The following is a 19,631-nucleotide window of genomic DNA, read 5'->3' as shown; positions in this document are numbered from 1 at the left end:
TCTGAAATATTAGAATTTTAAAGCTACAGTCAATTCGAAATCGTCATTGATCGTTTTGTCTCCTAAGTTTTCGAAGAAGTTACCAGAGTTGTATTTAATATCGTATTTAGTTCTGTCTACTTTAAATGCAGTAGTTGCAGTATTTCCGTTTACAGTAATATCAAAAGTTACCGGTTTAGTAATTCCTTTGATTGTTAAGTCTGCCGTTACAGTATACACATTAGTTGCTTTAGCTGCTACCGTTTTGAAAACTAATTTTGCAGTTGGGAATTTTGCAGTTCCAAAGAAATCGTCCGCTTTTAAGTGACCGTTTAATTTTCCTTGGTATTCTCCTGTAATATCAGTTGCAGTTAAGGAATTCATATCAACAGTAAAGCTACCACCAACTAGTTTTTTTCCTTTTAAAACGACAGCACCTTCTTTAAAGTTTACTGTACCTGAGTGCTCTCCGGTTACTTTTTTACCTACCCATTTGATAGAAGACGCTTTTACGTCGATTTTCTTAGTTTGTGCGTTTACTGAAACGCTAGCTACTGCTACGAATAATGCTATTGCAATTGTTTTTAAATTTTTCATTTGTTAAAATGGATTTTTGATTGTTATTAAATAATTATAGTGTGATAAATAATTCTTCGTTTGATTTTCTAACTTTTTTGTAATGTTGTGTACTGTCTTCATCGTGTCGGTACCCCACAGTTGCAACTACTGACGCATTTAAACCTAATTTGTCAAATCCTAAGATTTCATTAAATGCAGCGGCGTTATAACCTTCCATTGGAGTAGCGTCAATTCTCAATTCGGCAGCTACGTTTAGTAAGTTTCCTAAGGCAATATAAGTTTGTTTGGCAGTCCAGTTGTGTTTTGCTTCTTCAGACAATCTGGAAATTGCCCCTTTCATCATATCGCTAAATCCTGCTAATGACTCACTAGGCACGCCTCTTGTTTCGCTGATGGTGTTAATATATTGGTCTACAGATTCTGCTCCTGCGTTAACATCATTTGCAAAAACAAACAGGTGAGAAGCATCTGTAATTTGTGTTTGCCCGAAAGCAGCTGCTTTTAGTTGCTCTCTTAATTCCGGATTGTCAACGATAACTACTTTGTAAGGTTGTAAACCGTAAGAAGAGGCGCTAAGTCTAACAGCTTCTTTTATAGTATTTAAATCTGTTTCTGCTATTTTTTTGGTTGCATCAAATTGTTTTGTTGCATATCTCCAATTTTGATTTTCTAAAAATGTACTCATACTGTTAATTGTTTTGATTGCGGTATTTTTCTAAAAATTGATTTAATAATTCTAATTCATCTGGTTCCAGATTCTCAGCAAACGCTCGCTCGTGGTTGTCTACTTTCGGATCTAATTCTTTTAAGATATCTAATCCCTTTTGGGTAATTAAAACTTCTATTTTTCTTCTGTTGTTCGGGCAAACATTTCTCGTTACCAGTTCTTTTAGCAACAATTTGTCTACCAGACGGGTGGTGTTACTGGTTTTGGCCAGCATACGCTCCTGGATCACACACATATTTGCAGGATTTCCTTTTTGTCCTCTTAATATGCGTAACACGTTATATTGTTCTCCTGACAGATCATATGGTTTTAATATTTCATTAAAATGATCCAGAATCACATTTTGCGTGTACATAATATTCAGAATAACTTTTTTCGCATTATCCATCTTAACTGTACTTTTAATAACCTCTTCAATTGTCATAGTCGTAAGTGTATAATTTGTATATACAAATGTATATCTTTTAATAGTTGTATATACAAGTGTAGTGTTAATTTTTTGTTAATTTTATTAACGGCTGGTTTTGAGAGAGATTTTAGTCTTTTAAAACCGAAATAAAAGTAAACTATTTTTACTTTTTAAAGTATTGCTTTTGAGTGATTTAACTATTTTTTAAACTAAGAAAAAGGTCTGGGTGAAAAAAAAATCACCCGACAAGTTTTTAAAACCTGCCGGGTGAATTTGTAAGTATAAAGTAAAAAAATTAATGAGGAAGCTTGTCTTTTAGCAAGCCATAAACCCATGTTCCGGCTATTGCACTGACTAAAGTAACGACAATTACCGTAACTCCGGTACCAATTTGTGCAAAAAGAGGGCCGGGACAAGCACCGGTTATAGCCCATCCAAATCCGAATAGGAGGCCACCATAAATTTGTCCTTTGCTGAATGTTTTGGGTTGAATTTCGATTTTTTCTCCTTGAATGGTTTTAATATCGAATTTTTTAATCAACCATACTGATATAATGCCTACCACAACGGCACTTCCGATTACGCCGTACATAAAGAAGGACTGTAATTGAAACATTTCCTGAATACGATACCAGCTGATGATTTCTGCTTTTACGAATACAATTCCGAAAAAGATTCCGACAACAAGGTATTTTAGATTGGAGAACGCGGAGTCTTTTAATTGACTTCCGTTGATTCCTTCTGTATCTGTATTTTTATTTTCTAAATTTGAGTTAGCCATTTTTAAAATATTAAAGTGAAAGAATATAAGGAAGAATCAAATTGGCCATAGCAAAACCACCAATCATAAAACAGATAGTAGCAACTAAAGACGGCCATTGTAAATTTGAAATTCCCATAATGGCATGACCACTTGTGCATCCTCCCGCATAACGCGTTCCGAAGCCTACTAAAAATCCACCCACTACAATCATAATGAATCCGCGTAGTGTAAATAAACTTTCCCATGAGAAAAGTTGCGCAGGCAATAAACCGGAATGATCGGTAATGCTATAAGTGGCTAATTGCTCCGAAAGTTTAGCATTGATTTCAATTGCATTTGGGTTTGACAAAAATGCCGTTGCAATGATACCTCCTAAAAATATTCCGAAAACGAAGAACAGATTCCAGCTTTCTTTTTTCCAGTCGTATTTAAAAAAGGAAATATTGGCAGGAATACACATGGCACAGATATGTCGCAATGACGAACTAATCCCAAATGATTTATTTCCTATGATTAACAAAATCGGTACAGTTAATCCAATAAGCGGACCTGAAACATACCAAGGCCAAGGTTCTTTTATTATTTCTAGTAGATTCATATTTTTTATTTAAAGGTTCAGAGTTACTAAGATTCTGAGTTGGTAAGTTTTTGCTTTGTGTGAGTTTAAAGTTTTTTTAGATTCTAAGTAATAAAGGTTCAAAACTTAGAACCTTAGTGACTCAGAATCTTAGCCACTTTTCATAAGTTCAAAGGCTCAGAACTTTGTGCCTCTGCACCTTTGAACCTTTGTACCTATTAATTCATTTACAAAACTTTACTTTGGCAGACAAAATCTGATTTTGGGATTTCTGTTTTAGAGATAGCTCCAAAACCGCCTTCAACTTCTGAGAAGTTTCTAAAACCGCGTGCTTGTAAAATCGAAGCCGCGATCATACTGCGATATCCTCCTGCACAATGCAGATAAAAATGTTCATTCGGGTTGATGTCTTTTACCCAGTCATTGATATAAGCAAGCGGTTTGCTGTATGCTTCTTCAATATGTTCAGCAGCGTATTCTGTTTCTTTACGGATGTCAATTACTTTATCTTCTGCCATTTTAAATTCGCTTGCAAATTGTGCAGCAGTAATTCGGTTTACAGTATCCACTTCGAAACCTGCTTTCTGCCAGGCTTCAAAACCGCCTTCCAGATGACCTATAATAGTATCAAAACCAACACGACTTAAACGGGTTACGGTCTCTTCTTCCAGTCCTTTTTCGGTAACCAATATAATAGGCTGCTTTACATTGGCAATTAAAGTACCAACCCAGGGAGCAAAATCGCCATTGATTCCGATATTAATAGATTGTGGAATAAACCCTTTGCTAAAATCGGCAGCACTTCTGGTGTCGAGGATCAAAGCTCCGGTTTCTTCGGTAACGGCTTCAAATTCTTTTGCGTTTACGGCTTTCATTCCGTTATTTAAAACAGACTCAAAGCTTTCGTAACCGTTTTTATTCATTGCAACATTCATACTAAAATAAGCAGGTGGAGGCAATAGTCCATCGGTTACCTCAGCAATAAATTCTGTTTCCGTCATATTAGCACGCAAAGCATAATTGGTTGCTTTTTGATTTCCAATAGTAGAAACAGTTTCTTTACTCATGTTTTTTCCGCAAGCACTTCCGGCACCATGCGCAGGATAAACAATAACATCATCTGCGAGCGTCATGATTTTATCTCTTAGCGAATGAAATAAAATCCCCGCCAATTGATCCTGAGTCATTCCGGCTGCTTTTTGCGCCAAATCCGGACGCCCGACATCTCCGATAAATAACGTATCTCCGGAGAAAATAGCGTGGTCTTTTCCGTTTTCGTCAATCAGCAAATAAGTGGTGCTTTCCATGGTGTGACCCGGAGTATGCAACACTTTTATTGTAATACTTCCGATTTTAAATTCTTGTCCGTCTTTTGCTGAAATACAATCAAATTCGCAGGCAGCATCTGGCCCGTAAACAATAGGAGCTTGTGTTTCTTTGCTTAAGTCGACGTGACCGGAAACGAAATCGGCATGAAAATGAGTTTCAAAAATATATTTCAGCTTTACGCCGTCACGTTCCAAACGATCTAAATAAGGTTGAATTTCTCTAAGCGGATCAATAATGGCCGCCTCGCCATTTGAAGTGATATAGTAAGCACCTTGTGCTAGGCATCCGGTGTAAATTTGTTCTATTTTCATGATAAACAATCTAAAATAATGTGTGACAAAGGTAACTTTGTTTTTTTGGAAAATAAGTGACTAATGTTACAGAAATTTGTTTTTTGTGAAAATACGAAAGAAAATAAACGGGTTAAAGCATTAAAATCAGACGAATGTAATTTGATTAGCGATCGGGCATTTTGTAAATCTTATGGACGGCGAAAATTATTCAGGGACTTATAGATAATTTTTGTGTGATTTAAATTAATGTCAATCTCAATAGAGTTAGGAGCAATCTAACAACTATATTTTGATTGCTATATTGAAAAATTAACAGTAATTTTATTTTTATGTAAGAAAAAAGTTATAATATTGTATTATCTAAGGGTAAAGCGTAAGGCCAGTGTGTTGATTTTTAAGTGATCTTGTTTACATTGTCCCCGCTTAATTAGAAGTACTCATCAACCTCAAACAAGAACTTATGAAAACAGACGCAATTATTATTCAACATGACAATAGTGGATATTTCTTTGGGTATCTATCTGATATACCGGTAATTTGTGCGCAATCGAACTCTGAGGAAGGTGTTCTTATTTCTTTAAAAAAGTGTGCAAAATTGTATTTTGACTTTATGGCTAAAAATGACATTGAAATAAGTAATAAAGAAATTATCTCTCTATAAATGAATTTTACTCAATTAACAGAATATTTTGAAGAGGAATATGGTTGCAGTATCACAAATATAGGCGATGATTTTCATTTAGTTAGAAATTGTATACATGGTACTCGTTGTATCATACAAGATTTAGAATTTTATGACACACCAACATTATGTCACTATTTTTTAGAACTACAAGTGGATGTGCCCAAACATTTAGAAGATTTTTACCATGTTTACATGAGTTTTAGAGCCAATATAAAAGAACCAAAAAATAGATAAAGAAGTTCGATTAATATTAGCTCTGTAACGAAACAAATACCAGAATTATATCTAATAACTAAAAACAGGTTAGCCTCTATTCAGAGGCTTTTTATTTGCGTTCCATAAAGTCAAAGCACAGCACTAAAATAAACTTACATCACTTATATGGTTTAAAAAAAATAAGAGCCTTTTCAAAGTACTGAAAAGTTTACGAAATATCAAGTAAGAAACTTTTTTTTAAGGTCCTGATTTTGGACTTTAATAGGTAAATTTGTGGGACTTCATAATAAAAATACCACTCATGGAAGAAATGCTTTTTTATGACCGAATGCAATTCGCCTTCACAATTACCTTTCACTATCTTTTTCCGCAACTTACAATGGGTCTTTCACTGATCATTGTGTACTTCAAATGGAAATATTTAAAAACTCAAAACGAACAATATAATCACGCCACGCATTTTTGGATGAGAATCTTCGCTCTAAATTTTGCGATGGGTGTGGTGACCGGAATCCCGATGGAGTTTCAATTTGGAACAAACTGGGCTAAATTCTCCGAATTGACTGGTGGTATCATCGGTCAGACTCTGGCAATGGAGGGCATGTTTTCTTTTTTCTTAGAATCCTCTTTTTTAGGTCTGTTTTTATTTGGAGAAAAACTTCTCGGACATAAATGGCATTTTGTCACCGGATTATTGATTTGCATTGGTTCATGGGCCAGTGGTTATTTAATCATCGCAACACATTCGTGGATGCAGAACCCGGTGGGGTATGAGATTTTGGAGAATGGAAAGTTTGTATTAACAAATTTTAAAGCGCTGTTTTTAAATCCGTGGCTTTGGCCGTCCTATTTACACAATCAGGCAGCCTCTCTAGTAACGAGTTCTTTTGTTGTGGCAGGAATAGGTTCTTTCTATATTTTAAGCAAAAAGAATATTGTTTTTGGGAAACTGTTTCTTAAAACCGGAGTTATTTTCGGATTAATTGCAAGTATGATTGTTGCTGTTCCCACAGGAGATTTACTGGCAAAAAATGTAGTGAAATACCAACCGGTAACATTTGCGGCTATGGAAGGAATTTTCCACACCGAGAAAAAAGGCTCCGAGATTGTTTTAATTGGGCAACCCGATGTAAAAGATAAAAAACTGGATAATAAGATCGCAGTTCCAAACATTCTGAGTTTCCTTACTTATGGAAATTGGGATCAGGAAATTAAAGGTCTGGATCAATTTGAAGAAGATCTGCATCCCACTAATATCTCAGGATTGTACTATGCCTATCATATTATGGTTGGACTCGGAACTTTGTTTATAGGTTTAATGGCTTGTGCTCTTTTTCAACTTATTCGCGGGAAACTATTTGAAACAAAATGGATTTTATGGTCCTTGCTTTTTATGATGCCGTTTCCCTATATTGCCAATACAACAGGCTGGTATACTGCCGAGTTAGGAAGACAACCGTGGCTGGTTTATAATTTATTGCGAACAGCCGAAGGAGCTTCACCAACCGTTTCTTCCGGAAATACTTTGTTTACATTATTAGGTTTTATCGGATTGTACCTTTTACTCGGAATGTTGTTTTTATTATTGATTGGGAAAATTATCAACAAAGGCCCTCACAAGGAGGCTTTAACTGAAAATATATAAATATGGAATTTTTTTGGTACGTAGTTTTAATGGGAATTTTGGCCGTTTATATTGTTTTAGACGGTTACGATTTTGGAGCGGGAATCATTCATTTGTTTTTTGCAAAAACAGAAAAAGATAAAAAAGCAATTACCAACGCTATTGGTCCGTTTTGGGATGCGAATGAGGTTTGGATTATTGCAGCCGGAGGGGTTTTGTTTTTTGCTTTCCCAACTTTATACGCTTCTTCTTTTAGCGGATTTTATCTGCCTTTAATCATGATTTTGTGGTTGTTGATTTTTCGTGCTATTGGTTTAGAAATGCGCGGACAAATCCACCATCCGATGTGGGAGACTATTTGGGATAAAGCTTTTGGGATTGCCAGTTTGCTTTTGGCTTTGTTTTTTGGGATTGCTTTGGGGAATATCGTTCGTGGTGTTAATTTAGGAATGGTAACCAATGGCGTTTCTACTCAGGAAGCTCATTATTTCTTTTTGCCTTTATGGAATCCAACTTTTAGTCCGCAGGCCAATGAATTGGGAATTATCGATTGGTTTACCTTGTTTCTCGGAATTGTAAGTGTGGTCGCGCTAACCATTCACGGTGCCAACTGGATTATTTACAAAACCAATTCATCCTTAAATATAAAACTCAAAAATGTCGTTTTTAAACTCAATATTGTCTTACTGATTTTGGTTTTTATCTCCTTACAAATCTGGCATTTTATCGAGCCGAAACCGTTCCATAACTTTATTGAGAATCCGATTCTTTGGTTTTTCCCTCTAATGACTTTTGTTGGAATAGTAGGTTTGTTTAAAGTACGCTCTTTTAAAAAAGACGGACACGGTTTTATATTTTCAACCTTGTTTTTGGTCGGAGGATTTGCTTCAACAGCAGTTTCTATTTTTCCTAATGTTTTGCCTTCTACTAATAAAGTCAATCCGTCATTAACGATTTACAACGCTGCAGCCGGCGAATACGGTTTGTCTGTGGGAATGAGTTGGTTTTTTGTGGCTTTGGCGTTGGTGGTTGTTTATTTTATTATTCAGTATCGTGTTTTTAGCGGTAAAATGGATGATATTGGGTATGGGGAGCATTAAAGCAAGAGTATTCAATAGATTCCAGCTTTAGCTGGAGGATTAATTTTAGGTTGTTATTAAGGGCTTTAGTCAAAACGCTTGTTTTGGCTAAAGCCTTTTTAGTGTGTATTTGTAAATCTCCAGCTAAAGCTTGAGGCAATTAAAAAGGGTTAGCTATTATAATGAAATCAACAAATGGAGCAAAAAAATGAATAAGCTTCAGCTTCAGCTGGAGAGGATTAATTTTAGGTTGTTATTAAGGGCTTTAGTGAAAATACTTGTTTTGGCTAAAGCCTTTTTAGTGTGTATTTGTAAATCTCCAGCTAAAGCTGAAGGCAATTAAAAGGGGTTATATTATAATGAAATCAACAAATGGAACAAAAAAATGAATAGCCTCCAGCTTCAGTTGGAGGATTAATTTTAGATTGTTAAACAAGGGCTTTAGCCAAAAGGGTAGGCTTGGCTAAAGTTTTTTTAATGTGTATTTGTAAATCTCCAACTAAATTTGGTAGCAATTAATAAAAAGAAGAAGTTGTTGAAATTAGGATAAAACTTATAAATAGAATAAAAATTTCAATAGCCTTCAGCTTTAGCTGGAGGAGCAATAGAGTGCTCATAATTAGAGGCTTTAGCCAAAATTTCGATTTTCAGTTAAACCTCTTTGGATGTTTTTTTGAACCTCTAATTACAACAAGAGATAGTTAAAAAAGAATATAAAACTTCAGGCCTTAAAATAAAACTTCCTTAGTAATAATATAAAATCCCATTACGAGAACAAACCACCCAAAAATAGGTTTCAGTTTGGCACCATCAATTTTTTTAGAAAGCTGACTTCCAATGATCATTCCGATAAGTGCCATGGCGGATACGCTTAGTAAAAAGGTGTAGTCTATCGGTGTTCCGATGTACAAATCGCCTCCAAATCCTATGCAGGAATTAATTGTGATAATTAATAGGGAAGTTCCAACGGCTTGTTTCATGGGTAGATTGGCGAAAAAAAGTAAGGCCGGAATAATCAAAAAGCCGCCACCGGCACCCAGAAATCCGGTTACAATTCCCACTAGAAAACCAATTAAGCTTAGTTGAGGGTAGTTGGTTTCGGCACCTTTTATTTCAGGTTTGTTTTTGTTGATCATCGAGACCGCCGCTGTAATCATCAATACGGAAAAGATAATCATGATCAGAAAATCTTTTGAAACGGTATAAGAAGCTACTGAAAATAAGGTTTGAGCAATTTGAGGAAAAATAACCTCCCGGATGATCAAGATCGAAATCACTGACGGAATGGCAAAATACAAAGCAGATTTTAGTTTTAGATTCCCCATTTTATAATGACTGTAACTTCCAAATAAAGCGGTTAACCCCACTATAAATAAAGAATACGAAGTGGCTTGTTCGGGATTTACTCTAAACAAATACACCAAAATCGGAATAGTAAGAATAGATCCGCCGCCGCCAATTAAGCCAAGTGAGATTCCTATGATAATCGAAGCAAAGTAACCGAAATATTCCATTTATTGTATTTTTAAGCAAAGGTGCTTTGTTTGGTAGAAATCTACAGTAACATTTATCACATAAGACCTTTTTAAACACGAATTTCACGAATTTGCACGAATTGTTTTTTCTTTTGCCACTAATTGCACGAATTTACACGAATAGTTTTTCTTGCCACAGATTAAAAGGATTCGCACAGATTTTAATTTTTTTAATCTTCTAATCCGTCGTTGTTTTTTAGCCGCGAATTACACGAATAGTTTTTCTTGCCACAGATTAAAAGGATTCGCATAGATTTTTAGTTTTTTAATCTTCTAATCCGTCGTTGTTTTTTAGCCACGAATTACACGAATAGTTTTTCTTGCCACAGATTAAAAAGATTCGCACAGATTTTTAATCTTTTTAATCTTCTAATCTGTGACAAACATTTTTTACCACTATGAATTAGCGCAATTTTTTTAGAGATAGAAAAACTAAGAAAAAATTAGTGCAAATTAGTGTAATTCGTGTTTTTCTAATCTCATTTCAAAATCTCAATCTGATTTCGGTTTAATTTAACGAGACCACGTTGTTCCATTTTTTTGAGTAATCTGGAGACAACCTCTCTGGAGGTATTCAATTCTGTTGCGATTTCCTGATGGGATAATTTGACTTCAGTGCAACCACAGGCATCGGAATGTCTTTTTAGATAAAATTCGAGACGTTCATCCATAGAACGAAAGGCGATATTATCTACAACCTCGAGAACCTCTTCAAAACGACTCCTGTAGGTATCTATTACAAATTCGTACCAGGATCTGTGTTCCATCATCCATTTGTCCATCATTTGCAAGGGGATCATCATTACCGAAACATCTTCTACAACTTTGGCCATGATCTGGCTTTTTTCGCTTTTGGCGGTACAAATCATTGAGATGGCACAGGCTTGTCCGGGTTGTAGGTAGTACATTAAAAATTCTCCTCCGTCTTCACCCTCGCGATAAATTTTGATTTTCCCTTTGGTGATCAAAACCGTGTTTTTAATGTATTGTCCGGTTCGCATTAAGATGGTTCCAGCTTCGAAATCCTGTGAACTTGCATTTTCTTCAATAGTAGCGATAAGTTCATCGGAGAAATTAGGGAAGATATTTTTTAACGGATTTTGCATGTTTGTTTTTTTTAATACTCACGGAATCATCATTTATAAGCTGATGAGAGTTATTTCATTTTTTATAAAAAGAAGAACCAGGTTTATAATGTATGAGTTACTTTTTTCTCTTTCAAACGAATGATTTTAGGGGTTTGAATTTTATTTTTATTGTCAAAAAGAACTTAAAATGTATAATTTTTTACAAAGATAGCAGATTGAAATGGTATTAGTTGTCAGAAAATTGTTTTTAAGACCTATTTTATGCAAATGAAAAAATCCTATTTTCTATCGATTTTATAGACTGAATTTTTAAAAATAGTGAGTATTTTTGTGAAATACTGATTATAATCCTTTCTCTAAAACGTTTTCTGAGAATAATAATCGAAATCGCATTTGGCACGTTTTTAATTAATAGAAACGTCGTAATTTTACAAAAACACATTTATTATGAATTTATCACAAGAAGATTGGGTTGCTCAACTGGCTGCTGACGAGAATGCAGTTATACTTGACGTAAGAACTGAAGACGAATTTAATGACGGCTACATCGAGAATGCCGTAAATATTGACATTAATAAAGGACAAGGTTTTATTTACGAAATCGAAGAATTAGATAAAAGTAAAAATTACTATGTGTATTGCCGTTCCGGAGCCAGAAGTGCTAAGGCATGCCAGATCATGAATGAATTAGGGATAGCAAATGCCTATAATTTACTTGGTGGTATCCTGGACTGGGAAGGTGATACAGTACAATAATAAAGAAAAAGAGGCCAAAAAGCCTCTTTTTTTCTTTTAAAATGCGATTAATAACCAAATTACAAATAACCAAGATTATGAGTTTAATACCCGAAGAATTTCAGATTAAAACCCTTATCAATCAAGATACCTATCTTGTAAATGGTGAATTGAAACAATGGACCGGACAAACCACACCTGTTTTTTCGACTATTTCATCTACAGAAAAATATACGCCGACATTATTGGGCTCTATTCCTTTTATGGGAGAAAAAGAGGCGCATGAAGTAGTAGATGCTGCGACGGCAGCTTATGATATGGGACAAGGTTTGTGGCCAACGATGAAAGTTGCCGATCGTATAAAGTGCATGGAAAGTTTCGTGACACAAATGAAGGCTACACGAGAAGAAGTGGTGAAATTTTTAATGTGGGAAATTGGAAAATCATTAGGAGATTCCCAAAAAGAATTTGACAGGACTGTAGAATATATTTACGACACAATTGACAGTTATAAAGAACTTAACGGAAGAAGTTCTCATTTCTCTAAAGTACAAGGCGTAAACGCTATGATTCGTCGTGGCCCATTAGGAGTTGTTTTGTGCCTTGGACCTTATAATTATCCGTTAAATGAAACATTCTCGTTGTTGATTCCGGCCTTGATTATGGGGAATGCTGTAATTTTTAAACCGGCTAAACATGGTGTTCTGTGTATTTCGCCATTGCTGGAAGCATTTAGAAGCAGTTTCCCGAAAGGGGTAATCAATATTGTTTATGGCAGAGGGCGCGAAGTGGCTTCTCCGATAATGAAATCAGGAAAAGTTGATGTGTTAGCCTTAATCGGGAACAGTAAATCTGCCATTGCTCTACAGGATCAGCACCCTAATAAAAACAGACTGCGTTTGATTTTAGGTCTCGAAGCCAAAAATCCTGCAATTATTTTGCCGGATGCCGATTTAGATTTGGCTATCCAGGAATGTATAACAGGAAGTTTGTCTTTTAACGGTCAGCGTTGTACGGCTTTGAAAGTATTATACGTACACGAATCGATTAGAGAAGAATTTAACAGACGTTTTTCCGAAAAAGTAGATGCTTTAGTATTCGGGAATCCATGGGACAAAGGAGTTTCATTAACACCGCTTCCGGAAACGGAGAAGCCGTCCTATATTCAGGAATTAATTGATGATGCAAAAAGTAAAGGAGCAGAGATACTGAATGAAAAAGGGGGAAAACATGCTGACAATTATATTTTTCCGGCGGTTTTATTCCCTGTAAACAAACAGATGCGTGTTTATCATGAAGAACAATTTGGTCCGGTAGTTCCGGTAATTTCTTTTAAAGATATCAAAGAACCATTAAAAGATATGGCCGAATCTAATTACGGACAACAGGTGAGTTTATTCGGAAAAGATATTAAAACTTTAGCACCGCTTATTGATGCTTTGGTCAATTTAGTTTGCAGAGTAAACTTAAACAGTTCTTGTCAAAGAGGCCCGGATGCCTTTCCTTTTACTGGGCGTAAAGATTCTGCCGTGGGTACTTTAAGTATTCCGGACGCCTTGCGTTCTTTCTCCATTCGTACATTTGTTGCTTCAAAAGATATTGATTATAACAATAAAATTTTGCAGGAATTGCTTAACAGCAAAGAATCGAATTTTATTAATACCGATTATATTTTGTAGAGCAAAGGTTATATATTAATTTTTGATTACCGTCTTTTTCTTTTTTGAAAAGGGCGGTTTTTTTTGAGTGAAAAGTGAAAAGTGAAAAGTGAAATGTAAAAGGGAAAAAAAATTATTAAGGAATAACTTAAGTAAACTACTAAAAGTATAATTTTACTTTGTAGTGTAACATTTGTGTAGAATCTTCCACTAATTTTGATATCATAATTAATCAATCAACTAACAACTAAATCACTTATGAAAAAAAATGTACTCCAATTATTGCTTTTTGGGTTTCTGTTTCTGTCGCAAAACGGCTTTTCGCAAAAGCTTTATATGCCCAGAAATGTTCAAGAAGCTTACGAAAACGGAACCCGTTCTATGGATGGAAAACCGGGAAAAAAATATTGGCAAAATCACGGTAAGTATACTATGGAACTTACAGTTAATGCAGAAACTAAGGTAGTCAGTGGTACTGAAACTATCATTTACGAAAACAATAGTAATGATACCTTAAGAAATTTACCAATTCGATTTGTGAATAATCTTCATAAACCCACTTCACCGCGTGGAGGAGATGTAAGTGATGATTTTTTGAGTGCAGGATTAACCATCACGTCTCTTAAAATTGAAGGAGAAGTTTATAATGAGAATGGAAGAAACTGGGGAACGGTTGGAAATGTAAAAATGAAAAAGCCAATGCTTCCTCATAGCAAAATAACAATCAATATCGATTGGAATTACCCTTTATCTAAGGAAAGTGGAAGAGAAGGACAAATAGATAATACTACTTTCTTTGTAGCGTACAGTTACCCAAGAGTTACGGTTTTTGATGATTATAACGGATGGGACAGATTGCCTCATACAGATCGTCAGGAATTTTATAATGATTTTAATGATTATACGTATTCTGTTAAAGCACCAAAAAACTATGTGGTATATGGGACAGGGGATTTATTAAATCCGGATGAGGTTTTGCAACCTGAATTTTCAGCTCGTCTGAAAAAATCATATGTAACAGATGAAGTGCTTCATATTGCTAACGAGCAGGAAATGAAAAGTGGTGTCGTAACCAAACAAAATGATTGGAATATCTGGAAATTTGAAGCCAAAAATATTACAGACGTTTGTTTCGGATTGAGCGACCATTATTTATGGGATGCAAGTAGTGTAGTGGTAGACAAAAAAACAAACCGTCGTGCCAGTGTTCAGGCGGCTTATGATATAAAAGGGACTGATTTTGTAGTGTCTGTAAAAAACAACCAATATGCGTTAGATTGGTTTTCGAACAATTGGCCGGGAATTCCATATCCTTTTTCTAAAATGACTGCTTTTCAGGGATTCGCCGATATGGAATATCCAATGATGTGTAATGATTCACAAATGAATGACCCTGTTTTTGCTCAATTAGTTCAGGACCATGAGGTAGCACATACGTATTTCCCTTTTTATATGGGAATCAATGAAACACGATATGCTTTTATGGATGAGGGTTGGGCTACTACTTTTGAATATTTAATCGGTATTTCACAGCATGGTAAAGAAGCTGCAGATAAGTCTTATAAAGAATTTAGAGTAAAACAATACATAAGTGATCCGTCAACAGAAGAAGATCAGCCTATTATTTCTATGTCTTCACAGCTTTCAGGCGCCGGATATGGAAATAACTCCTACGGGAAGGCCTCACTGTCTTATATTGCGCTAAAAGATTTGCTTGGAGATGCATTATTCAAAAAATCATTACATGCCTATATGGACAATTGGAATGGAAAACACCCGATTCCGTGGGATTATTTTAATTCGATAAATAGTGCTTCCGGAAAGAATTTAAATTGGTTTTTTAATAATTGGTTTTTCACTAATAATTATATTGATCTTTCTGTTAAAAGCGTTAATGGTCAAACTATTTTGATAGAAAATACAGGTGGCTTTGCTATTCCATTTGATGTGAATATTGTTTATGCAGACGATACAAAAGAAACATTACATCAAACACCGGCTATTTGGGAGAAGAATCAAAAAGTGGCTAGCGTTGCTTCAAAAAATAAAAAACAAATCAAACAAGTAACAATTGACGGAGGTATTTTTATGGATGCCACTCCAAACAATAATACTTGGAAAAGCTAGAAAAAACAGAATTTTAATTTCGGACTGCCCCAAAAAGGATCTAACTTTTTGGGGCAGTTTTTTTTGTATACAAGTTGTTGGTAAAATATTGTTTTTTGTTTTTAAGGAGTGTTGTTTAGTGGCTTTTTTTGGGATGTATTCCCTAGAGTAAAAAAACTTATCCTGTTAGTTTTAAGTCTTTTTTGGATCAGTTTATGTACTGACAGTAAATATTTTTGGCATCGCAATAGAAACGAAGCGCTCTAATTTGTGTTTCTGTAAAATTTGCAAATGAAATTAATTTTGCTAAAAATGAATATGAAAAGGTATCTCGTTTTCCTCGTTTTATTACTGTCGTCTGAAATTTTCTCTCAAGGCGCTTCAAAAGTGTCATTTCAGAAAAACAGATATGATTTGGCTATTTCTTATTATAAAAAAGAGGAGTTAGATAAAGCATTGGATCTTTTCTCTGTTGCCTGTAAAATACATCGGGAGAATGAAGTCGGGAAAGAAGCAATGAAAAAGATAACGGCCTTAAAAAAGAGATTAAGGAAAGATTTTTTTTCTAAAACACTTGGTAACTGGCGTTTGGATGGTAATAAGCCAACTTGGGCAGTTAGAACTGAAGAAGATGAAAATAAAACAGTTACTGAAGTAATTGAAATAAGCGAAACAAAGGTTTTGTTTTATGAAGAAGATAAAAAGACAAAATTGAAGAAGTGGGTAAAAACGGAAGATTTGGTTTTTTATAACGAAGAAGAGGCAGATTCTTTATTTTCGGCAATTGTTTGGTCAAACGGGAGTGCCTGGATTTGTTCTTTAAATGAATCGGGAAATATATTACACCTGATTAATATTGCCAAAAAAGATATAAACGGAGTCGAAAAAATTAGTACTAATAACGCCGAACGATTTTATACTAAAGTTTTAGAACTATAGAAATAATAGTTTATTGCCATTCTCATTGGATGCAATTTGTAGAAATTAGAATTAACATATAGAAACATAGATTTCATTTATAAAAAGGAACGAGGAAAAGAAACTCATTTCTGTCACATACACAAACGATGAGGTCTTCGGCTTCGCTCAGACTGACAATTGAAATTTTAAACAAGTGAAACGTCTTTTCTCGTTTTCGATACTATGTTTCTATGTGTTAAAAATAATTACAAGAGTTATTATCGTCTTTTTAGTTAGTTGTAAAAAGAGACAATATTTACTTATTTTAGGTTTTGGGGTTGCTTACAGGAACTTATAACCTAATGAAATATTTGAAATTCCGGTTTTTAATTTTCTGTTAGAAGCATCCAGATCTGTTAAACCGGCAAGATATCGGTAGTCTAAAGTAAACTTCCATAAATCAACTCCGACACCACCGAGAACGCTGCTGTTATTACGTTCCAAAGCAACATAATTCAAGTTGTTGTTGGCATCTATGCTGGAGTAATTTTTCCAATTATAACCCACAAAAAGTCTAACGTTCCCTAGTTTTCCTAAAGGTACAATTTTAAATCCGGCGATTAGGGTAGCGTCAGTTCCCGCCAGTTCATATTCGGTTTCACCAATTCCGGTTTGAGAGACACTAAATCTTGACTTAGAATATCCAAATTCGGCCTGACCGTAAAAAAGCAATAGATTTACTCTTGCAAATCCGGCTACTTCGATACCCATTCCGGAACTTTTCGAACTAAAATCATCCGTGACGGCGGAAGTGATATTAGAAGAAAATTGAGGGCCAAATGTTACTAATTGTGCAAAACCGTTTACACTAATACATAATAACGATGCTAAAATGAAGTTTTTCATAGTTGAATCTATTCGATTTATATGGGATAAAATTAAATATTATTAACCAGAATGGGTTGTTAAATCGGAATTATTTTGGTGTTATAATAGCGGTAGATAGTGGTAAGGAGTACTTGTTATTATGGAAAGAATGTTAAAAAATACTGTAAATTTGAAAGTATGGAATACAAGCAAATAGCATATGGAAATTAGAGAAATTAAAGCATCACAAACCTGGCAGATTCGGCATGAGGTAATGTGGCCAAACGAACCTTTTGAATTTGTACAACTGGCAGAAGATGATTTAGGTTTGCATTTTGGAGTTTTTACAGAAGAAAAGTTAGTTTCGATTGTTTCCTGCTTTATTTCTAATGGTGAAATGCAGTTTAGAAAATTAGCCACTTTAGAAGAATATCAAGGAAAAGGAATTGCTTCAGAGTTGTTACGTTACATCCTGAAATTGGCAAAAGAAAAGGAACTTACAAAAGTATGGTGTAATGCTCGTAGCCATAAAAAAGCATTCTACGAAAAATTTGGAATGAAAGATACCCATAAAAACTTTAATAAAGCAGGGCAAAATTTTACAATTATGGAAGTTTTATTGTAATGATTTGGCAAAAAAGTAAGCTGTTTTTTTACGACTTAAATTGTTGATTAGTAGTTTGTTTCTGTTTTTTTTATGTTGGTTTTGCAAAACCTTATTTGTAGAAAAAATAAATTATAAAATGAAAACGTTTTCGTTTGTCTGGACTTGTTAAGACTTTCTTATTTTATTTTTTTTATTCCGATCTTTTATTACATTCGCACTCGAATGAGAAAGTTAGTAGTATTTTTAGTATTCATGAATTTCCTTCTGCTGGGCGGAGGGCAATATCTTAATGCCGGAACTCATCTGAATTCTCATCACAATCTTGAAAAAAGACACCGCGTAAAATTCACCAATCAGGAGCAAGGCAGTTCAATAATTGAAGATGCAGATGTTGATCTTGATGAAGAATGTCTTGGAAATGATACGCTTAAAGATGGACTTACAAATAAAATTTTTGCAACAAATCATAGCTTAGTAGCTAATTTGTATCTGGCATTCTCTCGTCAGATTGTTGTAAATTCTTATAGTCGTTTTGAAATTTTAGGGCCATCTTGTGGCCAGCCAAATCCTATTTATATTACTCAGAGAGTTTTAAGAATTTGATTCGACTTATACATCGGTTGCCAAAGCGTGATCCTGCATAAGTGCGAATTGTATTTTTGAGATACTTTTTCATTCTACCTTTTCACGTTTTATTCTGGCGACTGATTTTATTTTCAGACCTGGGAATTTCCTATTTCCGGCATTTATTCGCTTAATTTCCATTTATTATACTCATGAAAAGAATTGTCGTGTTAACAGGCTTAGCTGCCTTGTTGTGCCTTACCAGTTGTACATCAAAAAAAGAAGAAAAAGAAGAGGTTGAAAAATTTACAGTTACAAATCCTGTAAAAATTGATACTTCATTTACCAAACAGTATGTTTCGCAAATCAAATCGGTTCGAAACATCGAAATCCGCGCTCAGGAAAAAGGTTTTCTACAGAATATTTATGTAGATGAAGGTCAGTTTGTAAAAGCAGGCCAATTATTGTTCAAAATCATGCCTAAGATGTATGAAGCGGAATTACTTAAAGCTCAGGCCGAGCAAAAATCTGCTGAAATAGAATTACAAAATACCAAAACATTAGCAGATAAAAATATTGTTTCCAAAAACGAACAAGCGGTTGCCATGTCTAAACTTCAGGCAGCAAAAGCAGAAGTTGCCCTTGCAAAATTGCATTTATCCTTTACAGAGATCAGAGCTCCATTTGACGGAACCATTGACAGAATTCCGTTAAAATTGGGAAGCCTTATCGACGAAAGGGAGTTGTTGACAAGCCTTTCAGACAACAGTCAGATGTTTGCTTATTTCAACGTTTCAGAACCGGAATATCTTCAATATCAAACCGATGTTAAAGACCGTGCAGATGCTAAAGTTGGTTTGGTTTTGGCTAATGGAGAAACGTTTAAATACAAAGGAAACGTTGAAGTAATCGAAAGTGAATTTAACAATGAAACCGGAAATATTGCTTTTAGAGCGAGATTTCCTAACACCGGAAAACTATTGAGAAATGGGGAAACCGGGCAAATTCAAATGCTTGTACCTCTTAAAAATGCTATTGTAATTCCGCAAAAAGCAACTTATGAAATTCAGGATAAAAAATATGTTTTTGTAATTGATAAAAGCAATAAAGTAAGTTCAAAAGAAATCACAATTACAGGTGAGATTCCTGATTTGTATGTGGTTAGCAACGGACTGGCAGAAAATGATAAAATCTTACTTGAAGGTGTTCAGAAAGTAAAAGAAAATGACAAGATTCAGTATGAGTACCAATCTCCTAAAGCGGTCATGAATCATTTACGTGTTAAAGCAGAATAGGTCTAATTGGTTTAAT

The 19,631-nt window shown here is 34.7% G+C and carries 20 protein-coding genes; 11 read left to right on the top strand and 9 right to left on the bottom strand.

Annotated features, from left to right (window positions below; all coding sequences use genetic code 11):
* Positions 1 to 9 precede the first annotated feature (9 nt).
* The 6 genes from G3A47_RS10220 to G3A47_RS10195 all read right to left on the bottom strand — a co-directional run bounded on the left by G3A47_RS10220 (position 10) and on the right by G3A47_RS10195 (position 4,674).
* Positions 10 to 576, bottom strand: a complete 567-nt coding sequence (locus G3A47_RS10220) for a YceI family protein (protein ID WP_166922063.1) — start codon at positions 574 to 576, stop codon at positions 10 to 12.
* Between the two features lie 34 nt (positions 577 to 610).
* Positions 611 to 1,243: an NAD(P)H-dependent oxidoreductase gene (locus tag G3A47_RS10215; protein WP_166922062.1), complete on the bottom strand. Its 633-nt coding sequence runs from the start codon at positions 1,241 to 1,243 to the stop codon at positions 611 to 613.
* 4 nt (positions 1,244 to 1,247) lie between these two features.
* Positions 1,248 to 1,709: a MarR family winged helix-turn-helix transcriptional regulator gene (locus G3A47_RS10210; RefSeq protein WP_166922061.1), complete on the bottom strand. Its 462-nt coding sequence runs from the start codon at positions 1,707 to 1,709 to the stop codon at positions 1,248 to 1,250.
* 280 nt (positions 1,710 to 1,989) lie between these two features.
* Complete coding sequence (locus G3A47_RS10205; protein ID WP_166922060.1) at positions 1,990 to 2,475, bottom strand: DUF6691 family protein; 486 nt, start codon at positions 2,473 to 2,475, stop codon at positions 1,990 to 1,992.
* A 10-nt stretch (positions 2,476 to 2,485) separates the two neighbouring features.
* On the bottom strand, positions 2,486 to 3,055 hold the full coding sequence (locus G3A47_RS10200) for a YeeE/YedE family protein (RefSeq protein WP_166922059.1): 570 nt from the start codon (positions 3,053 to 3,055) through the stop codon (positions 2,486 to 2,488).
* A gap of 206 nt (positions 3,056 to 3,261) precedes the next feature.
* Positions 3,262 to 4,674, bottom strand: a complete 1,413-nt coding sequence (locus tag G3A47_RS10195) for an MBL fold metallo-hydrolase (RefSeq protein WP_166922058.1) — start codon at positions 4,672 to 4,674, stop codon at positions 3,262 to 3,264.
* Positions 4,675 to 5,116: 442 nt separating this feature from the next.
* Between G3A47_RS10195 and G3A47_RS10190 the strand changes: the two genes are divergently transcribed.
* From G3A47_RS10190 to cydB, 4 genes are all read left to right on the top strand, one after another.
* Positions 5,117 to 5,317, top strand: a complete 201-nt coding sequence (locus G3A47_RS10190; protein WP_166922057.1) for a type II toxin-antitoxin system HicB family antitoxin — start codon at positions 5,117 to 5,119, stop codon at positions 5,315 to 5,317.
* The gene (locus G3A47_RS10185; protein ID WP_166922056.1) at positions 5,318 to 5,575 is read left to right on the top strand and encodes a hypothetical protein; all 258 of its coding nucleotides are present in this window, start codon (positions 5,318 to 5,320) and stop codon (positions 5,573 to 5,575) included.
* Between the two features lie 283 nt (positions 5,576 to 5,858).
* Positions 5,859 to 7,202 (top strand): cytochrome ubiquinol oxidase subunit I, encoded by a 1,344-nt coding sequence (locus G3A47_RS10180; protein WP_166922055.1) that lies wholly within the window; start codon positions 5,859 to 5,861, stop codon positions 7,200 to 7,202.
* A gap of 2 nt (positions 7,203 to 7,204) precedes the next feature.
* Positions 7,205 to 8,281, top strand: a complete 1,077-nt coding sequence (cydB, locus tag G3A47_RS10175; RefSeq protein WP_166922054.1) for a cytochrome d ubiquinol oxidase subunit II — start codon at positions 7,205 to 7,207, stop codon at positions 8,279 to 8,281.
* 707 nt (positions 8,282 to 8,988) lie between these two features.
* Here the strand turns inward: cydB and G3A47_RS10170 are convergent.
* Together G3A47_RS10170 and G3A47_RS10165 are read right to left on the bottom strand one after the other, a co-directional pair.
* Entirely contained in the window at positions 8,989 to 9,774 is a 786-nt protein-coding gene (locus G3A47_RS10170; RefSeq protein WP_166922053.1) for a sulfite exporter TauE/SafE family protein, read from the bottom strand.
* A gap of 500 nt (positions 9,775 to 10,274) precedes the next feature.
* A complete protein-coding gene (locus tag G3A47_RS10165; protein ID WP_166922052.1) occupies positions 10,275 to 10,901 on the bottom strand; it encodes a Crp/Fnr family transcriptional regulator in 627 nt (208 codons plus the stop codon).
* Positions 10,902 to 11,330: 429 nt separating this feature from the next.
* Here G3A47_RS10165 and G3A47_RS10160 point away from each other — a divergent pair, with 429 nt between their 5' ends.
* The 4 genes from G3A47_RS10160 (at position 11,331) to G3A47_RS10145 (ending at position 16,321) form a co-directional block, all read left to right on the top strand.
* On the top strand, positions 11,331 to 11,639 hold the full coding sequence (locus G3A47_RS10160) for a rhodanese-like domain-containing protein (protein ID WP_166922051.1): 309 nt from the start codon (positions 11,331 to 11,333) through the stop codon (positions 11,637 to 11,639).
* A gap of 77 nt (positions 11,640 to 11,716) precedes the next feature.
* Positions 11,717 to 13,297, top strand: a complete 1,581-nt coding sequence (locus G3A47_RS10155; RefSeq protein WP_166922050.1) for an NADP-dependent glyceraldehyde-3-phosphate dehydrogenase — start codon at positions 11,717 to 11,719, stop codon at positions 13,295 to 13,297.
* 237 nt (positions 13,298 to 13,534) lie between these two features.
* Complete coding sequence (locus G3A47_RS10150) at positions 13,535 to 15,403, top strand: M1 family metallopeptidase (protein ID WP_166922049.1); 1,869 nt, start codon at positions 13,535 to 13,537, stop codon at positions 15,401 to 15,403.
* Between the two features lie 297 nt (positions 15,404 to 15,700).
* The gene (locus G3A47_RS10145) at positions 15,701 to 16,321 is read left to right on the top strand and encodes a tetratricopeptide repeat protein (RefSeq protein ID WP_166922048.1); all 621 of its coding nucleotides are present in this window, start codon (positions 15,701 to 15,703) and stop codon (positions 16,319 to 16,321) included.
* A 303-nt stretch (positions 16,322 to 16,624) separates the two neighbouring features.
* Here the strand turns inward: G3A47_RS10145 and G3A47_RS10140 are convergent, their stop codons facing one another.
* Positions 16,625 to 17,188, bottom strand: a complete 564-nt coding sequence (locus G3A47_RS10140) for a PorT family protein (protein WP_166922047.1) — start codon at positions 17,186 to 17,188, stop codon at positions 16,625 to 16,627.
* Between the two features lie 181 nt (positions 17,189 to 17,369).
* On the opposite strand from G3A47_RS10140, the gene G3A47_RS10135 reads away from it, so the two are divergent.
* The 3 genes from G3A47_RS10135 to G3A47_RS10125 all read left to right on the top strand — a co-directional run bounded on the left by G3A47_RS10135 (position 17,370) and on the right by G3A47_RS10125 (position 19,615).
* Positions 17,370 to 17,774: a GNAT family N-acetyltransferase gene (locus G3A47_RS10135; RefSeq protein WP_166922046.1), complete on the top strand. Its 405-nt coding sequence runs from the start codon at positions 17,370 to 17,372 to the stop codon at positions 17,772 to 17,774.
* A gap of 204 nt (positions 17,775 to 17,978) precedes the next feature.
* Entirely contained in the window at positions 17,979 to 18,359 is a 381-nt protein-coding gene (locus G3A47_RS10130) for a hypothetical protein (protein ID WP_166922045.1), read from the top strand.
* Between the two features lie 173 nt (positions 18,360 to 18,532).
* Positions 18,533 to 19,615, top strand: a complete 1,083-nt coding sequence (locus G3A47_RS10125; RefSeq protein ID WP_166922044.1) for an efflux RND transporter periplasmic adaptor subunit — start codon at positions 18,533 to 18,535, stop codon at positions 19,613 to 19,615.
* Positions 19,616 to 19,631: the final 16 nt, after the last annotated feature.

Source organism: Flavobacterium poyangense (assembly GCF_011751075.1).
GTDB classification, from domain to species: domain Bacteria; phylum Bacteroidota; class Bacteroidia; order Flavobacteriales; family Flavobacteriaceae; genus Flavobacterium; species Flavobacterium poyangense.
The sequence above is the reverse complement of the archived record's forward strand: the minus strand, read 5'-3'. Positions and strand labels throughout refer to the sequence as shown.

Coding starts and splice junctions, on each gene's coding strand:
- G3A47_RS10155 (WP_166922050.1), top strand. CDS start 11,717: ATGAGTTTAATACCCGAAGAATTTCAGATTAAAACCCTTATCAATCAA.
- G3A47_RS10215 (WP_166922062.1), bottom strand. CDS start 1,243: ATGAGTACATTTTTAGAAAATCAAAATTGGAGATATGCAACAAAACAA.
- G3A47_RS10150 (WP_166922049.1), top strand. CDS start 13,535: ATGAAAAAAAATGTACTCCAATTATTGCTTTTTGGGTTTCTGTTTCTG.
- G3A47_RS10220 (WP_166922063.1), bottom strand. CDS start 576: ATGAAAAATTTAAAAACAATTGCAATAGCATTATTCGTAGCAGTAGCT.
- G3A47_RS10160 (WP_166922051.1), top strand. CDS start 11,331: ATGAATTTATCACAAGAAGATTGGGTTGCTCAACTGGCTGCTGACGAG.
- G3A47_RS10205 (WP_166922060.1), bottom strand. CDS start 2,475: ATGGCTAACTCAAATTTAGAAAATAAAAATACAGATACAGAAGGAATC.
- G3A47_RS10165 (WP_166922052.1), bottom strand. CDS start 10,901: ATGCAAAATCCGTTAAAAAATATCTTCCCTAATTTCTCCGATGAACTT.
- G3A47_RS10135 (WP_166922046.1), top strand. CDS start 17,370: ATGGAAATTAGAGAAATTAAAGCATCACAAACCTGGCAGATTCGGCAT.
- G3A47_RS10140 (WP_166922047.1), bottom strand. CDS start 17,188: ATGAAAAACTTCATTTTAGCATCGTTATTATGTATTAGTGTAAACGGT.
- cydB (WP_166922054.1), top strand. CDS start 7,205: ATGGAATTTTTTTGGTACGTAGTTTTAATGGGAATTTTGGCCGTTTAT.
- G3A47_RS10170 (WP_166922053.1), bottom strand. CDS start 9,774: ATGGAATATTTCGGTTACTTTGCTTCGATTATCATAGGAATCTCACTT.
- G3A47_RS10145 (WP_166922048.1), top strand. CDS start 15,701: ATGAAAAGGTATCTCGTTTTCCTCGTTTTATTACTGTCGTCTGAAATT.
- G3A47_RS10180 (WP_166922055.1), top strand. CDS start 5,859: ATGGAAGAAATGCTTTTTTATGACCGAATGCAATTCGCCTTCACAATT.
- G3A47_RS10195 (WP_166922058.1), bottom strand. CDS start 4,674: ATGAAAATAGAACAAATTTACACCGGATGCCTAGCACAAGGTGCTTAC.
- G3A47_RS10185 (WP_166922056.1), top strand. CDS start 5,318: ATGAATTTTACTCAATTAACAGAATATTTTGAAGAGGAATATGGTTGC.
- G3A47_RS10200 (WP_166922059.1), bottom strand. CDS start 3,055: ATGAATCTACTAGAAATAATAAAAGAACCTTGGCCTTGGTATGTTTCA.
- G3A47_RS10130 (WP_166922045.1), top strand. CDS start 17,979: ATGAGAAAGTTAGTAGTATTTTTAGTATTCATGAATTTCCTTCTGCTG.
- G3A47_RS10210 (WP_166922061.1), bottom strand. CDS start 1,709: ATGACAATTGAAGAGGTTATTAAAAGTACAGTTAAGATGGATAATGCG.
- G3A47_RS10125 (WP_166922044.1), top strand. CDS start 18,533: ATGAAAAGAATTGTCGTGTTAACAGGCTTAGCTGCCTTGTTGTGCCTT.
- G3A47_RS10190 (WP_166922057.1), top strand. CDS start 5,117: ATGAAAACAGACGCAATTATTATTCAACATGACAATAGTGGATATTTC.